The organism is Paenibacillus sp. JT31N17 (assembly GCF_056269255.1).
Genome location: NZ_JBWDNP010000003.1, coordinates 287,948 through 303,695 on the forward strand (window position 1 = coordinate 287,948; position 15,748 = coordinate 303,695).

General features: G+C 49.0%; 16 protein-coding genes. All 16 read left to right on the forward strand.

The features are described 5' to 3' along the window. Positions 1-42: 42 nt before the first annotated feature. The 16 genes from accB to spoIVB all read left to right on the forward strand — a co-directional run bounded on the left by accB (position 43) and on the right by spoIVB (position 15,571). Entirely contained in the window at positions 43-534 is a 492-nt protein-coding gene (accB, locus tag AC0YOB_RS13025) for an acetyl-CoA carboxylase biotin carboxyl carrier protein (protein ID WP_475793174.1), read from the forward strand. 80 nt (positions 535-614) lie between these two features. Continuing rightward, on the forward strand, positions 615-1,973 hold the full coding sequence (gene accC / locus AC0YOB_RS13030; protein ID WP_475793175.1) for an acetyl-CoA carboxylase biotin carboxylase subunit: 1,359 nt from the start codon (positions 615-617) through the stop codon (positions 1,971-1,973). 534 nt (positions 1,974-2,507) lie between these two features. After that, a complete protein-coding gene (locus tag AC0YOB_RS13035; RefSeq protein WP_475793176.1) occupies positions 2,508-2,915 on the forward strand; it encodes an Asp23/Gls24 family envelope stress response protein in 408 nt (135 codons plus the stop codon). A 105-nt stretch (positions 2,916-3,020) separates the two neighbouring features. Continuing rightward, on the forward strand, positions 3,021-3,584 hold the full coding sequence (gene amaP, locus AC0YOB_RS13040) for an alkaline shock response membrane anchor protein AmaP (RefSeq protein ID WP_475793177.1): 564 nt from the start codon (positions 3,021-3,023) through the stop codon (positions 3,582-3,584). Positions 3,585-3,595: 11 nt separating this feature from the next. Next, positions 3,596-3,829, forward strand: coding sequence for a DUF2273 domain-containing protein (locus AC0YOB_RS13045; RefSeq protein ID WP_210041865.1), 234 nt, complete (start codon positions 3,596-3,598; stop codon positions 3,827-3,829). Between the two features lie 150 nt (positions 3,830-3,979). Then, positions 3,980-4,477 (forward strand): transcription antitermination factor NusB, encoded by a 498-nt coding sequence (gene nusB, locus AC0YOB_RS13050; RefSeq protein WP_475786455.1) that lies wholly within the window; start codon positions 3,980-3,982, stop codon positions 4,475-4,477. A gap of 443 nt (positions 4,478-4,920) precedes the next feature. Continuing rightward, on the forward strand, positions 4,921-5,772 hold the full coding sequence (gene folD, locus AC0YOB_RS13055) for a bifunctional methylenetetrahydrofolate dehydrogenase/methenyltetrahydrofolate cyclohydrolase FolD (RefSeq protein WP_475793178.1): 852 nt from the start codon (positions 4,921-4,923) through the stop codon (positions 5,770-5,772). A gap of 21 nt (positions 5,773-5,793) precedes the next feature. Then, entirely contained in the window at positions 5,794-7,146 is a 1,353-nt protein-coding gene (gene xseA, locus AC0YOB_RS13060) for an exodeoxyribonuclease VII large subunit (protein ID WP_475793179.1), read from the forward strand. Between the two features lie 4 nt (positions 7,147-7,150). After that, positions 7,151-7,402 (forward strand): exodeoxyribonuclease VII small subunit, encoded by a 252-nt coding sequence (xseB, locus tag AC0YOB_RS13065; protein ID WP_475786458.1) that lies wholly within the window; start codon positions 7,151-7,153, stop codon positions 7,400-7,402. Between the two features lie 4 nt (positions 7,403-7,406). Then, entirely contained in the window at positions 7,407-8,318 is a 912-nt protein-coding gene (locus tag AC0YOB_RS13070; RefSeq protein ID WP_475793180.1) for a polyprenyl synthetase family protein, read from the forward strand. A gap of 109 nt (positions 8,319-8,427) precedes the next feature. Beyond that, positions 8,428-10,329 (forward strand): 1-deoxy-D-xylulose-5-phosphate synthase, encoded by a 1,902-nt coding sequence (dxs, locus tag AC0YOB_RS13075; RefSeq protein WP_475793181.1) that lies wholly within the window; start codon positions 8,428-8,430, stop codon positions 10,327-10,329. A gap of 11 nt (positions 10,330-10,340) precedes the next feature. Then, the gene (locus tag AC0YOB_RS13080) at positions 10,341-11,183 is read left to right on the forward strand and encodes a TlyA family RNA methyltransferase (RefSeq protein WP_475793182.1); all 843 of its coding nucleotides are present in this window, start codon (positions 10,341-10,343) and stop codon (positions 11,181-11,183) included. A 222-nt stretch (positions 11,184-11,405) separates the two neighbouring features. Then, positions 11,406-11,864, forward strand: a complete 459-nt coding sequence (locus tag AC0YOB_RS13085) for a hypothetical protein (RefSeq protein WP_210041833.1) — start codon at positions 11,406-11,408, stop codon at positions 11,862-11,864. 38 nt (positions 11,865-11,902) lie between these two features. Further along, positions 11,903-12,352 (forward strand): transcriptional regulator AhrC/ArgR, encoded by a 450-nt coding sequence (gene ahrC / locus AC0YOB_RS13090; RefSeq protein ID WP_475793183.1) that lies wholly within the window; start codon positions 11,903-11,905, stop codon positions 12,350-12,352. A 70-nt stretch (positions 12,353-12,422) separates the two neighbouring features. After that, positions 12,423-14,123, forward strand: a complete 1,701-nt coding sequence (recN, locus tag AC0YOB_RS13095) for a DNA repair protein RecN (RefSeq protein WP_475793184.1) — start codon at positions 12,423-12,425, stop codon at positions 14,121-14,123. Positions 14,124-14,245: 122 nt separating this feature from the next. Beyond that, positions 14,246-15,571, forward strand: coding sequence for a SpoIVB peptidase (spoIVB, locus tag AC0YOB_RS13100; RefSeq protein WP_475793185.1), 1,326 nt, complete (start codon positions 14,246-14,248; stop codon positions 15,569-15,571). The last annotated feature ends 177 nt before the right edge of the window (positions 15,572-15,748 follow it).

Below are 15,748 nucleotides of genomic sequence, written 5' to 3' on the forward strand. Positions count from 1 at the left end.
GCATATTCGAGAAGTAAGCAAAAACTTTTAGGAGTGAAACTATTGTTCAAGCTGAGCGAGATTAAAGAACTGATCAAGCTGGTTGATCAAACATCCGTACATGAATTAGAAATTGAAAACGAAGGCGCACGTCTGCTTATCCGCAAACCGGGTAAGACGGAAGTCGTGAACGTCCAAGCCGCGTCGCTCGTTCCTACATATACGCAGGCCGTACAAGCCCCGACGAGCCAATCTGTGGCTGTGGCATCCACCCAGGTGGATTCTGTTCAACCTACCGCGCAAGCCGCGGACAACCTCTATACAATTGTTTCTCCGATGGTCGGTACCTTTTATCGTGCTGCTTCGCCTGAGAACGGACCTTTCGTCAATGTTGGCGACCGTGTGAACGAGAAATCGGTTGTATGTATTCTTGAAGCCATGAAGCTGATGAATGAACTGGAAGCGGAAGTAAAAGGTGAAATCGTTGAAGTTCTTGTTGAGAATGGACAGCTCGTTGAGTTCGGACAGCCTTTGTTCCTGGTTAGGCCGGAGTGAATCTGTCAGGTGTTCATGGATCTGCCTGAAGAGGGATTACTCCCACCTAGAACATTTGTGAACGAGAGGAGCTTATGAGCGTGAAATTCAATAAAATATTGATTGCTAACCGGGGTGAAATTGCTGTCCGGATCATTCGTGCGTGCCGTGAACTCGGTATCCAGACCGTGGCTGTATACTCCGAAGCAGACCGGGAGTCCCTTCATGTCCGGCTGGCTGATGAAGCCTACTGCATCGGCCCCGTAGCTTCAAAAGACAGCTATTTGAATTTAACGAATATCATGAGCCTGGCGACGCTCACTGAATGTGACGCGATCCACCCCGGCTATGGATTTTTGGCGGAAAACGCAGATTTTGCCGAAATTTGTGAATCCTGCAATGTGGTGTTTATCGGTCCTTCCCCTGAGGCCATCAGCAAGATGGGCGATAAAGCGGTTGCCAAGCAGACGATGAAAGATGCCGATGTTCCTGTTATTCCGGGTTCGGACGGACTTGTCGAGGATGCGGAAGAGGCGCTGAGAATCGCCCGTGAGATCGGTTATCCGCTTATTATCAAGGCAACAGCAGGCGGAGGCGGTAAAGGCATCCGTATTGCTGAAGATGAGGAAGCGCTGATTTCACAAATCACCGCTGCCCAGCAGGAAGCCCAGAAGGCGTTTGGCAATGCCGGCGTTTATCTGGAGAAATATCTGACGGGCATGAAGCATGTTGAAATTCAAATCATGGCTGATAAGCATGGCAATGCCGTCCACTTATTTGAACGCGACTGCTCTGTGCAGCGCCGCCGCCAGAAGCTGGTTGAAGAAGCTCCTTGTCCCGTGCTGAGTGAGCCGCTCCGTCAGCGAATGGGCAAAGCCGCTGTCCGGGCTGCGCTCGCCGTAAACTATTCAGGGGCGGGAACGCTTGAATTCCTTTTAGGTCCGGACGACAATTTTTATTTTATGGAGATGAACACGCGTATTCAAGTCGAACATCCCGTTACAGAAATGATTACCGGCGTCGATCTGATCAAAGAGATGATCTCTGTAGCCGAAGGTAATCCTCTATCGATCTCTCAGGATAACCTGAAGATCAACGGATGGTCGATGGAATGCCGCATCAACGCGGAAGATCCGGAGCGTAATTTCATGCCTTCGCCGGGTCAGATCCAGTTCTATTTGCCGCCCGGCGGTCTTGGCGTTCGCGTTGACAGCGCCGCTTATCCGGGGTACACAATATCCCCGCACTATGATTCCATGATTGCCAAGCTGATTGTATGGGGAGAGACCCGTGAGGATGCGATCGCCAGAATGAAACGGGCGCTGGCCGAGTTTGCGATTGACGGCATCCGGACCACGATCCCTTTTCATATGAAGCTGCTCAATCATCCCAAGTTTATTAAAGGCGATTTCGATATCAAGTTTCTTGAAGAATATGATGTAAACGATATTGAGGTTTAACTCGTTTATACATCGTATACGGTGCTGTATTGAAAACGGGGCAATTGATGGATATACGAGAGGTCCGATATCGTCTTGGTCAATCAAACATCTACCGGTCGCTGTGGACAGATAACCAGACCGAGAAAATAAGCGTCTATCGGTTGCTGTGTGACTATAACCGAGCCGCGAAAATAAGCGTCTACCGGTCACTGCGAGCCAGCTAACCGAGCCGCAAAAATAAGCGTCTATCGGTCACTGCGAGCCAGCTAACCGATCCGTAAAAATAAGCGTCTATCGGTTACTGTGTGACAGCTAACCGGGCCGCAAAAATAAGCGTCTATCGGTTACTGTGTGACAGCTAACCGAGCCGCAAAAATAAGCGTCTATCGGTTACTGTGTGACAGCTAACCGAGCCGCAAAAATAAGCGTCTATCGGTTACTGTGAGTTTGTCATATTTCCCTTCGAATGCTATAGTATAGAAAGTAAGAAGCGGATGAGCTATCGGCGAGAGGCTGATGCTACAACAATATTGCGGGAGGTGTATGAAAACCATGAGCACGCTGGCAGCGGACTATGAAAAAACCGACATGGGCACTATTCAGATCGCACCCGAGGTTATTGAAGTAATCGCGGGACTTGCAACAGTTGAGATCGAAGGTGTCGCAGGAATGAGCGGCGGATTTGCCGGTGGAATCGCAGAACTGTTGGGCCGCAAGAACTTGTCTAAAGGGGTTAAAGTGGATGTCGGGCACCGCGAAGCTGCTGTGGATGTTTCCATTATTGTTGAATACGGCAATAGAATTCCGGAAATCGCTTCCGAAATTCAACGTAATGTGAAGCGTTCCATCGAGACCATGACGGGCTTGAATGTCGTTGAAGTCAATGTCCACATTCATGATGTACATTTCAAGACCACAGAGCGGGTTGAAGAAGAAGAGACACAACTTCGCGTAAAGTAATGCGGTTCAAGCTGATAATGAAATGATAGCGTACCCCCTTGTGTATGGGCTTGTCGCTCGGCGCTTGGGGGTTTTATCTAGTGCGCCCCGAGGAGGAGTTTCTCGTTGATTAGAGTGTTGGACAAGCTTCTGCTGTTCCTGTATAGTCTGGCAATTGGTGCACTGTCGGTTTTTGCTTTCTGTACCGGCTTCAAGTGGGTACCTGAAAAAGGGTTCAGAGATTTCATAAGCACCTTGTATAATGGCGAAATGGAATGGCTGCAAGTGACCGTTATCATCGTCTCTGTGGTCATTTTCCTGATTAGTCTGAGATTCTTCTATGTATCCTTGCGCCGCAGCAACGCATCGATGCCGTCTATCGATCAACGAACAGAGTATGGCGATATTCGTATCTCGCTCGAGACCGTTGAGAATCTTGCGTTGAAGGCTGCAGGACGGCAGCGGGGAGTAAAGGATCTTCGGGCGCGTATTCGGATTAGTGAAGCTGGCATCGAGATTACGCTGCGTGCAATTGCCGATGGCGAAAGTCCGATTCCCACGTTGACAGAGGATATCCAGCGTACCGTCAAGTCTCATGTGGAAGAGATTACAGGGATACCGGTTGCGACGGTTTCGGTTTATGTGGCGAACATCATCCAGACGGCCAATTATAAAAGTCGCGTGGAATAGGGGTGCTGCCGATGTTATGGAGGGAAATTTGGATAAGCTACGGAGGCCGCATTGCGGGTCTGACCGTGGCCATCGTGCTGGGTCTCCTGTATTTTATTGTGGGGTTTTGGGATATGCTGTTTTTTGGCTTGCTGCTATGGATAGGCTATACCGTAGGCAAAATGAAAGACGAGCAGAGCGGACCCATCATTCCATGGAGCCGTCTGACCGAGTGGCTTATGCAGCGATGGCGTCCATTCAAATAGTACTATGATCTCCTCCGTACTCCGGACACGGCATTTGGCTGTTCGGAGCAGGGAGGAGATCATATTTTTTCCGGACATGAGAAAAGCGAAGGATCAGCCAAAGAAGTACAGGATAGGAAAAACAGTTTATATTGATTTTCGGGAGGCCCTATGAAACGAAGGCTTGCAAGGGAGATAGCGGTACAAAGTTTGTACCAGATGGAAATGAACGAAGTATCGGCGGAAGAAGCGGTCGATATGCTGATGAATGAAGTGAAGGAAGAGAATGAAATAGAGGCGGATGTATCAGACGTCTCTCGAATAGACGAGCATGTCAGGGATTTGGTCAATGGGGTAAGCGGTAGCAAAGCGGCTATTGATGATATGCTCCAGCACTATCTGACGGGCTGGCAGGTGGACCGGTTATCGCGTGTCGACCGTCAAGTTCTTCGGCTGGCCTGCTTCGAGATGATCTTCAGGGACGATGTTCCGCCAAAAGCGGCGATTAATGAAGCAATCGAGCTTGCCAAGCATTTCGGGACCGAAGAATCCGGGAAATTCGTCAATGGCGTTCTGGGCAGGCTTCTCCAGGCACTGGACGAGCTCAAGCCCAATCAGCTTAAAGGCAAACCAAACGAATCCCTAATAGAAAATGAAGTCCAGGAATAATAGAGCATCAAACCAAGCAACGCAGGTGCGCCACACGTAAAGTGTGTCCTGCAAGGGACGTAAACGGGACAAGCGTAACAAAACCCAATAAGCGTCTCTTACACTCAAACGTTATTTATAACGAAGTTCAAGCACCCCAGGCGCACAACAAGTAAAGTGTGTCCCGTAAGGGACGTAAACGGGGACAAGCGCAACAAAACCCAATAAACGTCTCTTACACTCAAACGTTATTTATAACGAAGTTCAAGCACCCCAGGCGCACAACAAGTAAAGTGTGTCCCGCAAGGGACGCAAACGGGGACAAGCGGCAAAATGAATAGGGAGCGTCATGGCGGCGCAATCGACAACCATTCGGGTGTCCAGAGGGCGGAGCCCTTGGAATCCCCCTTTCCAAGGGGGACTTAGGGGGATGCCCTTCAAAAACGAAAGGAGAAAACAACCAAATGACCGCACAACTCATACAAGGCAAACCAATATCAGACGCCATTCGCGAGCAAATCACCGAAAAGGCGTCAAATCTAATTGCCAGAGGGATTACTCCAGGACTGGCCGTCGTTCTCGTAGGGGACGATCCGGCATCCCGCGTATATGTAGGAAGCAAGGAGAAAGCCTGCATCCAGCTAAGTTTTTATTCCGAGGTTCATCGCCTGCCGGCTGAGACAACCCAGGAGGAGCTGCTGCAGCTGATCGATAAGCTTAACAAGCAATCGACCATTCACGGTATTCTGGTTCAGCTCCCTCTGCCTAAGCATATCGACGAGAAAGCGGTCATTGATGCGATCAGTGTGGAAAAGGACGTGGACGGCTTTCATCCGGTCAGCGTCGGCAATCTGGTAATCGGCGACGACAGCCTCCTTCCGTGTACGCCTGCGGGCGTTATTGAGCTTATCAAGTCCAGCGGGATGGATATTGCGGGCAAGCATGCCGTTGTCATTGGACGCAGCAATATTGTAGGCAAGCCGGTAGCGATGCTGCTGCTGCGGGAGCATGCGACAGTAACGATTTGCCATTCCCGGACGGTAGACATGGAAGCGATCGCCAGGACGGCAGATATACTGGTTGTGGCGATTGGCCGAGCCAAAGCGATTGGCCGTGCTTTCGTCAAACCGGGAGCAGTTGTCATCGACGTTGGCATTAACCGGCTGCCTGACGGCAAGCTGGCAGGAGATGTTGATTTTGACGATGTGCTGGATGTGGCGGGTTATGTAACGCCAGTACCGGGCGGAGTAGGCCCGATGACGATAACCATGCTGATGCAAAACACGCTCAAAGCCGCAGAACAGGCAAATAAATAGTCGGGAGTGACGAAACCGCATATGGCAGACGGTTCGCGCATTTTTTCGATCAAGGATATTAATAAGTATATCCGGATGAAGCTGGAGTCCGATGTGCTCCTTGGCGATGTATGGCTGCGGGGTGAAATTTCAAATTTCACCCATCATTCAAGCGGCCATATGTATTTTACGCTTAAAGATAAGGATAGTCGGTTAAAATGTATTATGTTCGCCTCGCATAATCAGAAGCTGCCCTTTATGCCTAAGGAAGGGGCAAAGGTTCTGGCGCGGGGGAATGTCTCGGTGTTTGAGCGGGACGGGAACTACCAGTTTTATGTGACGCAAATGCAGCCGGACGGTATCGGCAGCTTGTATTTGGCATTTGAGCAGTTAAAGCGCAAGCTTGAGGGAGAAGGCTTGTTCGAAACGTCCCGCAAGCGCGCAATTCCGCGTCATCCAAGAGCGATTGGTGTAATAACCTCACCAACCGGCGCAGCAGTGCGCGATATTATGATTACGCTGCAGCGCCGCCACCCTTCCGTGCCGGTGCTGCTTTTTCCCGTACTCGTACAGGGCAAGGGTTCGGCACCCGCGATAGTCAGAGCGATTGAAATGATGAACCAAATGGCTGAAGTCGACGTATTAATTGTAGGGCGGGGCGGTGGATCGCTGGAGGAGCTCTGGGCTTTCAATGAGGAGGCCGTTGCCCGGGCGATGGCCGTTTCGGATATTCCGATTATTTCGGCCGTCGGGCATGAGACTGATTTTACGATTTCTGATTTTGTTGCTGATTTGCGTGCGCCGACTCCGACAGCCGCCGCGGAGCTTGCCGTCGCCAATGTCATGGAGCTGCAGGGGCAGCTTAATCAGCTTCGCGGGCGGCTGGATCATGCGCTTCGCGGCACAATGACAAGCCGAAAAGAGCGGCTATCGCGTATCCGGAGGTCGCCTCTGTTTGTTAATCCGCGAAAATATTTGCTGCAGCAGGCAGAACGTCTGGACCGTCTGAAAGATAAGCTGGAGCATCGTACCTTGAGGCAGACTCAGCGAAGAAGAGAGAAGCTCATGAGACTTGGCTCCGCATTGGCCGGCGCACATCCTGGAGAAAAGGCAGCTTACGCGAGGGCAAGGCTGCGGGGAACCTCACAGAGGCTGGAATCCACGATGATTTCTACGATAAAAACACATAGAATGCATCTGACGGCTGCAATCAGGCAATTGGATGCCTTAAGTCCGCTTAAGGTCATGTCTCGAGGGTACAGTCTGGTATATGACGAGCAGGAGAAAACCTTGATCAAATCTATCACCAATGTTCAGCTGGGAGATATGGTGAAGGTGAAGCTGTCTGATGGCCAATTGGAATGTCAGGTGTGGGGCATGAAGGGAGAGGCTTAAACCGATGAGCAAGAAGGAGCAGGAAATAACCTTCGAGGAAGCGATCGAGCGTTTGGAAGTCATCGTCAGCCAACTGGAGAACGGTGATGTTCCACTTGAGAAGGCAATTGATCTTTTTCAGGAAGGCATGAAAATGTCCCAGCTCTGCGGAGCCAAGCTCGAGCAGGTGGAGAAAAAGATTGAAGTGCTGATCGAATCCGAAAGCGGCTTTATCAAAAAACCGTTTGCTCCGGCAAACGAAGACAGAGGAGAATAAAAACTTGAACGCTTCGGTTGCTACAGCAGACTATCTATCGCGAACAGCATATGGAATCGAACAGGCGTTAAAAACATCAATTCCGCAGGAGTGGAATATTCCGTCTCAGTTGCGTGAGGCTATGATGTATTCACTGGAGGCAGGGGGCAAACGCCTGCGCCCCATACTTGTTCTTGCAGCCGCGGAAGCGGTAAAGAACGATTCAGACTCCTATACGCTGGCGATGCCTGTAGCCTGTGCGATTGAAATGATTCATACCTATTCGCTCATCCATGATGATTTGCCTGCAATGGATAATGATGATTTTCGCCGCGGCAAACCAACAAGCCACAAGGTTTTTGGAGAAGCGATGGCTATTTTGGCCGGAGACGGCCTGCTGTCTCATGCCTTTTATGCAGTATCACAGGCTGCGGCACTTGGCGTTCCAGCGGATGTAGCCATGGCAATCGTATCCGATTTGGCGAGGCTCTCCGGAGTTTCCGGCATGGTTGGCGGCCAGGCGGCTGACATTCTGGGAGAACAAGGTGTGACCTCGATAACGGAGCTTGAATACATTCATTTGCATAAAACAAGCGATTTGATTGTATTCGCTGTTACGGCAGGCGCCCGCATCGGAGGCGCTACCCTGGATCAGCTCGCGGCCCTTGAACAGTTTGCGCGCAAGCTGGGGCTAGCTTTTCAGGTACAGGACGATATCCTTGATTTAATTGGCGATGAATCCAAGCTTGGCAAGCCGGTGCAAAGCGATGTGCAGCAGCGGAAAGTAACGTATCCCTACATAATCGGAATGGAGCAGAGTCTGGAGCTCGTAGGGAGATTAACGATGGAATCCAAAGAAGCGCTGAAGCAGGCCAATCTGGTGATGCCCGAGAAGCTGCTGTCGATCGCGGATTATTTAATGAATCGGGACCACTGATTTGCCGGCAGTCTTGGGCATAGCGACAATCTATGGTATAATTTACGCTAGAAACGTCGAAAGTTCTCGGACAATGGAGGCTGCCAGCTTAGGAAAGCGAGGAAATAACGTGTTGCTCGAACATATTAATGAGCCGAAGGATCTTAAAAGTCTGTCGGTTGCACAACTGGAGCAGCTTGCCGGAGAAATCCGCGAGTTTTTAATTGCAAAGCTTTCCGCGACTGGCGGGCATCTTGCGTCGAATCTAGGCGTAGTGGAGCTGACGCTTGCTTTGCATTATTTGTATGACAGCCCAAAAGATAAATTTATCTTTGATGTGGGGCATCAGTCTTATGTTCATAAAATGCTGACGGGACGCATGGATCAGTTTGATTCGCTTCGCCAGTACAAAGGATTGTGCGGATTCATCAAACGCGCGGAAAGCGATCACGATGTATGGGAAGCCGGACACAGCAGCACTTCGCTGTCCGCAGCCATGGGTATGGCGCTTGCCCGTGATCTGAAGGGCGAGAATAACAAGGTGGTGGCTGTCATCGGTGATGGCGCACTAACCGGCGGTATGGCACTGGAAGCACTCAACCATATCGGGCATGAGAAGAAGAACATGCTGGTCATTCTGAATGACAATGAAATGTCGATCGCGCCGAATGTCGGTGCCCTGCATCATTATCTGGGGAAAATTCGTACGGACCGCCATTATCAAAAGGCCAAGGAAGAGTTGAATCAACTGCTCAACAAAATTCCGGCGATTGGCGGGAAATTGGCCAAGACAGCGGAAAGATTGAAGGATAGTGTCAAATATTTACTCGTAAGCGGTATTTTGTTCGAGCAGTTCGGACTCACGTATTTCGGTCCTGTAGACGGACACGATATCAACCAGCTGCTGGATGTCATGGAACAAGCGAACAATGCCACAGGCCCTGTCCTGGTCCATGTCATTACCGTCAAAGGAAAAGGCTACTCACCCGCTGAAGCGGATTCTTATAAATGGCATGGCATCAACCCCTACAAAATCGAATCGGGCCAGGTTTTAAAAGCGGTGGGCCCGCCAATGTATACAGAGGTTTTCAGCGATGCATTGATTGAACTGGCCAGGAATGACAAACGCATTATTGCGGTTACGCCGGCTATGCCGGGAGGCTCCGGCCTCACCAAATTTGCCGAAATTTTCCCCAACCGGATGATCGATGTCGGCATCGCGGAGCAGCATGCCGCCACCATGTGCGCGGCGCTGGCAATGGAAGGAATGAAGCCTGTATTTGCGGTTTATTCCACATTCCTGCAGCGTGCTTATGATCAGGTGGTCCATGATATTTGCAGACAAAACGCCAATGTCATATTCGCCATCGACCGGGCGGGCTTTGTTGGTCCGGACGGGGAGACGCATCAGGGAGTATATGATATCGCCTTCCTGCGTCACATTCCCAATATGGTGCTGATGATGCCCAAAGACGAAAATGAACTTCACCGCATGATGAAGACAGCAGTTGAATATAATGATGGACCTATTGCAATCCGTTATCCGCGTGTCAATGCGCTTGGGGTCCCGATAGATAAGAACATTACATCCCTGCCGATCGGTCAATGGGAGACGGTGCGTGAAGGTGATTCAGCCGTTATCCTTGCGATTGGCCCTATGCTGCAGGTGGCTGAGGAATCGGCTGAGCAATTGAAAAGGGAAGGTCTCAATGTGCGTATCGTGAATGCCCGCTTCATCAAACCGCTTGACGAGTCCATGCTGCTTCAGCTGGCCAAGGAAGGGCTGCATATGATTGTTCTGGAGGAAGGTTCAACACAAGGCGGCTTAGGCAGTGCTGTGCTGGAATTTTATTCACTTCATAACAAATCCTATAACGGATTGGTTCGTATTATCGGGGTACCTGATGAGTACATCGAGCATGGCTCCATTCCGGAACAGAGGAAGGAAGCTGGCCTGACTGGGGAACGGGTTGCAACTGAACTCAAAGCAATGCTCCCTCTTATGCGAAAACGCGCACAAGGACCAGCATAAGAACGGAGACAATGATGAATACAGCAAAGGAAAGAATTGATATCCTCCTGGTAGAACAGGGATATTACGAAAGCCGGGAAAAAGCGAAAGCGGCATTAATGGCGGGACTTGTACTGGTTGAAGGCGAACGGATTGAGAAAAGCGGAATGAAGGTTTTGCGAACATCCGCAATCACCGTAAAAGGCGCGCCGCATCCCTACGTGAGCCGCGGTGGATTGAAGCTTGCGAAGGCGATAAACAAGTTCGGTTTATCCCTGGAAGGGGCCATTATGCTCGATATTGGCGCTTCTACAGGGGGATTCACGGATTGTGCCCTGCAGAATGGCGCATCCTACGTCTATGCTGTGGATGTTGGATATAACCAGCTGGATTGGTCCCTGCGTCAGGACAGCAGAGTTGATGTGATGGAGCGGACGAATTTCCGCTACACACAGCCTGCGGATCTAAAGGGTCCCCAGCCTGATTTTGCGACCATTGATGTTTCTTTCATATCTCTCAAGCACATTTTGCCTGCACTGGGAACTCTGCTCAAGGAGGGCGCCGGCGTTGTTGCGCTTATTAAGCCTCAATTCGAAGCAGGCCGCGAGAAGGTTGGCAAATCGGGTGTTGTACGTGATCCCAAGGTTCATGAGGCAGTATTGAATAAAGTATTAGGCTTTGCAGCCGAACTGGGCTTTTCCCTGCAGGATGTCACTTTCTCGCCTATTACGGGAGGGGAAGGCAACATCGAATTTTTAGGCTATTGGATATGGAAGCCGGGTACGACAGAAATACCTCTGTCTGAAGGGGCTGTTGCAGCGCTTGTCCAGGAAGCCGCCAAAACTTTTGCCCAAGGCAGTCCAAAAAAAGTGTAATAGTTTCAATTTAGCCATTAATATTATGATTCGGAGCTGTTCCTGCAGTGCAGGAAGGCTCTTTTTTGATTTTTCCGAATGATACCCCTTTGCAGAATCCGATTTTTTTGTTAAACTAGAAAAAAACCAAACAAGCGTTCGGTATTTGAGCAAAGAGGAAATACCCCCTCCAGCGCGAAATGATGTATGAAGCATTAATTGGGAGTGAATGGAGGGGGTTTCTTGGGAAAGTACGGAGACTGGTTAGTGATGCTGATCGCTGGTTGTATCATTATCTTTTGGCTTTACCGTGTTTTCTACCGGTGGCTGCATGAACCGCCGGGCATGAATACCAAGCTTCTTCTCAGTGAAGCTGAGGATGTGGATGACAGTGACGAGAATGTTCGATTTCTGGAGCAGGCAGGCTACGAGGTGACCCATGGGAAGTACAGGCTGCCCATTCATATCGATTTGGACGGTCAGCAGCTGCAGAGCCGGCTGTTCATTGATTTAATTGCCGAGAAAGATGGCAAATATTATATTGTCAAGACCTCCCGTGACCGCATGCCTATGGATTGGACGGGCAGTGGAGTACGGGACAGGCTGCTGGTGTACTCGCTGCTCCTGCCGGAAAGCGACGGCGTCTTGTTCATCGACCAGAAGGAAAGGACCATACGCACAATTACGTTCCGATTTGGATGACCGTTATATATAAGCAGGCAAAAGCAAAGGGGGATCCCATGAAAAGTGTCAGGCATATGAAAATTCGTGAAATAATAAACACCCAAGTCATTGAAACCCAGGACGAGCTTGTTGATTCGCTCAGGGCTGCCGGGCTGCAGGTGACGCAAGCCACCGTATCACGGGATATTAAAGAACTGCAATTAATTAAGGTGTCCGCTGATGGCGGGCGTTATAAGTACTCTCTGCCCCAGGAGCAGCGGATGAATCCCATCCATAAACTGAAACGGACACTTTCGGATCATTTTCTGCATATTGATCATACCGACAATCTGGTTGTCATGAAATGCCTTCCCGGTACAGCGAATGCCATTGGAGCCATGATTGATAATATGGAATGGCCTGAGGTTATGGGAACCATCTGCGGCGATGATACGATCCTGATGATTTGCCGGACCAAAACGCAAAGCGGAGAAGTCATTGACAGATTGCTTGGCTTAATGAATTAGATGCTTTAGATATTTCCAGGAAATTCTTGCGGTATATGCCGCTTGGAATGAACTTAAGGAGGGGACATTCATGCTTCGCGAGCTATCAATACGCAATTTGGCTGTTATTGAATCGGTAACTGCTCATTTTCATGATGGATTCCATGTTTTAACCGGTGAAACAGGGGCAGGCAAATCCATTCTGATCGATGCGCTTAGTCTTGTTGCCGGAGGGAGAGGATCTTCGGATATGGTGCGCTATGGCTGCAGCAAAGCGGAAATAGAAGCCATGTTCGATTTGCCAAGCAATCATCCGGTATGGAAAACATTAGAGTCGTTCGGAGTTCAAGCTTCACCTGATGAGGATCTCGTCATTCGCAGAGAGCTATTCTCCCAGGGCAAAAGCGTCAGCCGCATCAATGGGCATATTGTGACGATGTCGATGCTGCGCGAAGCGGGTGAATGTCTGGTAAATATCCATGGTCAACATGAGCATCAATCGCTGCTGCGAACAGAGAAGCATCTGGATTGGCTGGATTTGTATGCCGGCGTCAAAGTGATGGACAAGCTGGATAAGTACCGTACTGTATACAAGCAGTACGAGAAGGTTCGAACACAGCTCCGCGAGCTGGAGGATTCCTCCAGGCAGAACATGCAGATGCTGGATCTTTACCGCTTTCAGATTGAAGAAATAACCGCTGCTGATTTAAAAGTGGGCGAGGATGAATCACTTGCCGAAGAAATGCAGAAGCTAATGCATGCGGTTAAAAGAAGAGATGCAGCTTCCGAGGCATATGAGCTTGTTTATGGAAACAAGGGACTGGATGCAATCAATCGGGCGATAAGCAAGGTTGAAGATATCCGGGGATACGATGAATCTGTGCTTGCGCCGCTTCTGGAGCAGCTGCAATCAGCATTTTATCAGCTTGAGGATTCCGCTTTTCAATTAAGGGATTACCGGGATGGCGTTGATTCTGATCCGGAGCGTCTGGCGATTATAGATGAACGGTTGAATACCATGAACAGCCTTAAACGCAAATATGGCGAACATATCCCCGATATTCTGGCTTATTTGAAGAAAATCAAATCGGAAGCTGATAAAATCGAGAACCGTGATGAGCATGTAGCGCGGCTTCGCAATGAACAAGATAAATTATTTGAAGAAGCTTACCGTCTGGGCAAAGTACTTTCCACATTGAGACGCAATGCGGCTGACCGTCTTGCTGTTGCCATCGAGAATGAACTCAGACAGCTTCAAATGGAAAGAACAACTTTTCGTGTGGAGCTTCAGCAGCATGTTGCAGGCAATCATCACCGACTGCTTCCAAACGGTATTGATGAAGCCGCATTTCTTATCGCGCCGAATCCTGGCGAGCCGCTTAAACCCCTTAGCAAAATTGCTTCAGGCGGTGAAATGTCACGAATTATGCTCGCGCTCAAATCCATTTTTGCTTCCATTGATCAAGTTCCCGTTCTTATATTCGATGAGGTGGACACCGGGGTAAGCGGACGCGCCGCTCAAGCGATTGCGGACAAGCTGTCCCGCTTATCCGAAATGTGCCAGGTTTTTTCCATTACCCATTTGCCCCAGGTGGCCTGTATGGCCGATCATCATTATGAAATTCTCAAAACCATTGTAGCGGAACGGACTTCAACAAGGGTTAAGGAGCTTGAACCCAATTTACGCATTGAAGAGCTGGCCCGGATGCTGGGCGGCGTTGAAATAACGGAAAAAACAAGACATCATGCTCAAGAAATGCTTGACTTGGCATTTAGGCAAAAGGGAGCGTGATGGAAGCCATTCAGGGAATGATTTTGACGACATAAAAGATCAAGGCCAAGGATACCTTAAGTGTACGCAAATGGCGAACACCATTCTCGTCAAGCGATTTAGCAGCAGGGAGTGTGAAGTCATTGAATGGCAATCAGCGAAAGCGATGGCTTGGTCTTGGTCTTGTATTAATGGTCTGTCTGCTTGGTATTTCTGCTCCGTTTCAACATTTCGCAGCATTTCCAAGTGAATTGCGATTGTTCTCTGGTCAATTAAAACAGTTGGATTATGTGATGCCGGTACATGCACAAGTTACGGTTGATCCACAAATTTTGCAGGTCAACGGATCGACCAACCATTCAATCTCGGTTGATCTGAACAAGCCATTATCGCTTCAATCCAATTTTAGTGGCGAAACAACCATGAAGTTGAAATTGTTCGGCAGGATTCCATTCAAGACGGTGAAGGTCAATGTTGTTCCGGATTTACGCGTTATTCCCGGCGGCCAAACGATTGGAGTTAAGGTGAAATCAGCTGGTATTATGGTGGTTGGACATCATCAGGTCATTCATGCGAACGGCAAGAAAATTTCACCGGGGGAGCTTGCAAAGCTGCAGCTGGGTGATCTAATCGTTAAAATTAATGGTCAATATATCAATGAAGTCCATAAGGTGGCCCGAATTGCTGAAGAAGCGGGAGCAGCCAAGCAGCCGATTAAATTGACGGTGAAACGAGGCAATGAGTTTTTTGAAACCAAGCTTTCTCCTGTGTTTGATTCTGAAGATAAAGCCTGGAGGCTTGGATTGTATATAAGGGACTCGGCGGCTGGTGTGGGAACACTAACATTCTTTGCTCCGGATCAAGGTGTTTACGGTGCATTGGGACATGTTATAACCGATATGGATACCCAAACCGCCATTGAAGTCGGCGAAGGACAGATTTTACAATCCAATGTGACCTCCATCAATAAAAGCCAAAGCGGCGAACCAGGAGAAAAAAGAGCTCATTTCATCAAAGAAAGCAAAGTACTGGGCAATATTGAACGAAACACGCCATTTGGCATTTTTGGAAAAATGAATGAGCTTCCGGCTCATAGCTATAAAGATCAATCAATTCCAGTTGCCTTTGCTGAAGAAGTGAAGGAAGGCCCTGCTCAGCTATTGACTGTTGTGAATGGTCAAAAAGTGGAACGATTCGATGTTCAGATTGTTCATGTGACTCATCAATCTTCACCGGCAACCAAAGGGATGGTCATCAAAATCACAGATCCCCGTCTTCTGCAACAAACCGGGGGAATCGTCCAAGGGATGTCCGGGAGTCCAATTATCCAGGATGGCAAATTAGTTGGAGCTGTCACTCATGTATTCGTGAATGATCCAAGCTCCGGTTATGGCTGCTTTATTGAGTGGATGCTGCAGGATGCAGGCATTTTACTGAAGCAGGATAAAGAAAATCTTAAGGCGGCTTAATTGCCCCTTAAGGTTTTTTGTTTTCTTTACCTCGATATTCACAACCATTTTTGTCGAATAATTACGAAATATAAGGGTTGTTGTAGTAAATTTTTAATTATAAAACAATTCTAAAAAATAATAAAGAAAAAGATTATTCGACAGAAGGAATTTGATTTTGGATGTCGAAAATGTTTA

Coding starts and splice junctions, on each gene's coding strand:
- AC0YOB_RS13080 (WP_475793182.1), top strand. CDS start 10,341: ATGATGAATACAGCAAAGGAAAGAATTGATATCCTCCTGGTAGAACAG.
- folD (WP_475793178.1), top strand. CDS start 4,921: ATGACCGCACAACTCATACAAGGCAAACCAATATCAGACGCCATTCGC.
- nusB (WP_475786455.1), top strand. CDS start 3,980: ATGAAACGAAGGCTTGCAAGGGAGATAGCGGTACAAAGTTTGTACCAG.
- AC0YOB_RS13035 (WP_475793176.1), top strand. CDS start 2,508: ATGAGCACGCTGGCAGCGGACTATGAAAAAACCGACATGGGCACTATT.
- xseB (WP_475786458.1), top strand. CDS start 7,151: ATGAGCAAGAAGGAGCAGGAAATAACCTTCGAGGAAGCGATCGAGCGT.
- ahrC (WP_475793183.1), top strand. CDS start 11,903: ATGAAAAGTGTCAGGCATATGAAAATTCGTGAAATAATAAACACCCAA.
- recN (WP_475793184.1), top strand. CDS start 12,423: ATGCTTCGCGAGCTATCAATACGCAATTTGGCTGTTATTGAATCGGTA.
- AC0YOB_RS13045 (WP_210041865.1), top strand. CDS start 3,596: ATGTTATGGAGGGAAATTTGGATAAGCTACGGAGGCCGCATTGCGGGT.
- xseA (WP_475793179.1), top strand. CDS start 5,794: ATGGCAGACGGTTCGCGCATTTTTTCGATCAAGGATATTAATAAGTAT.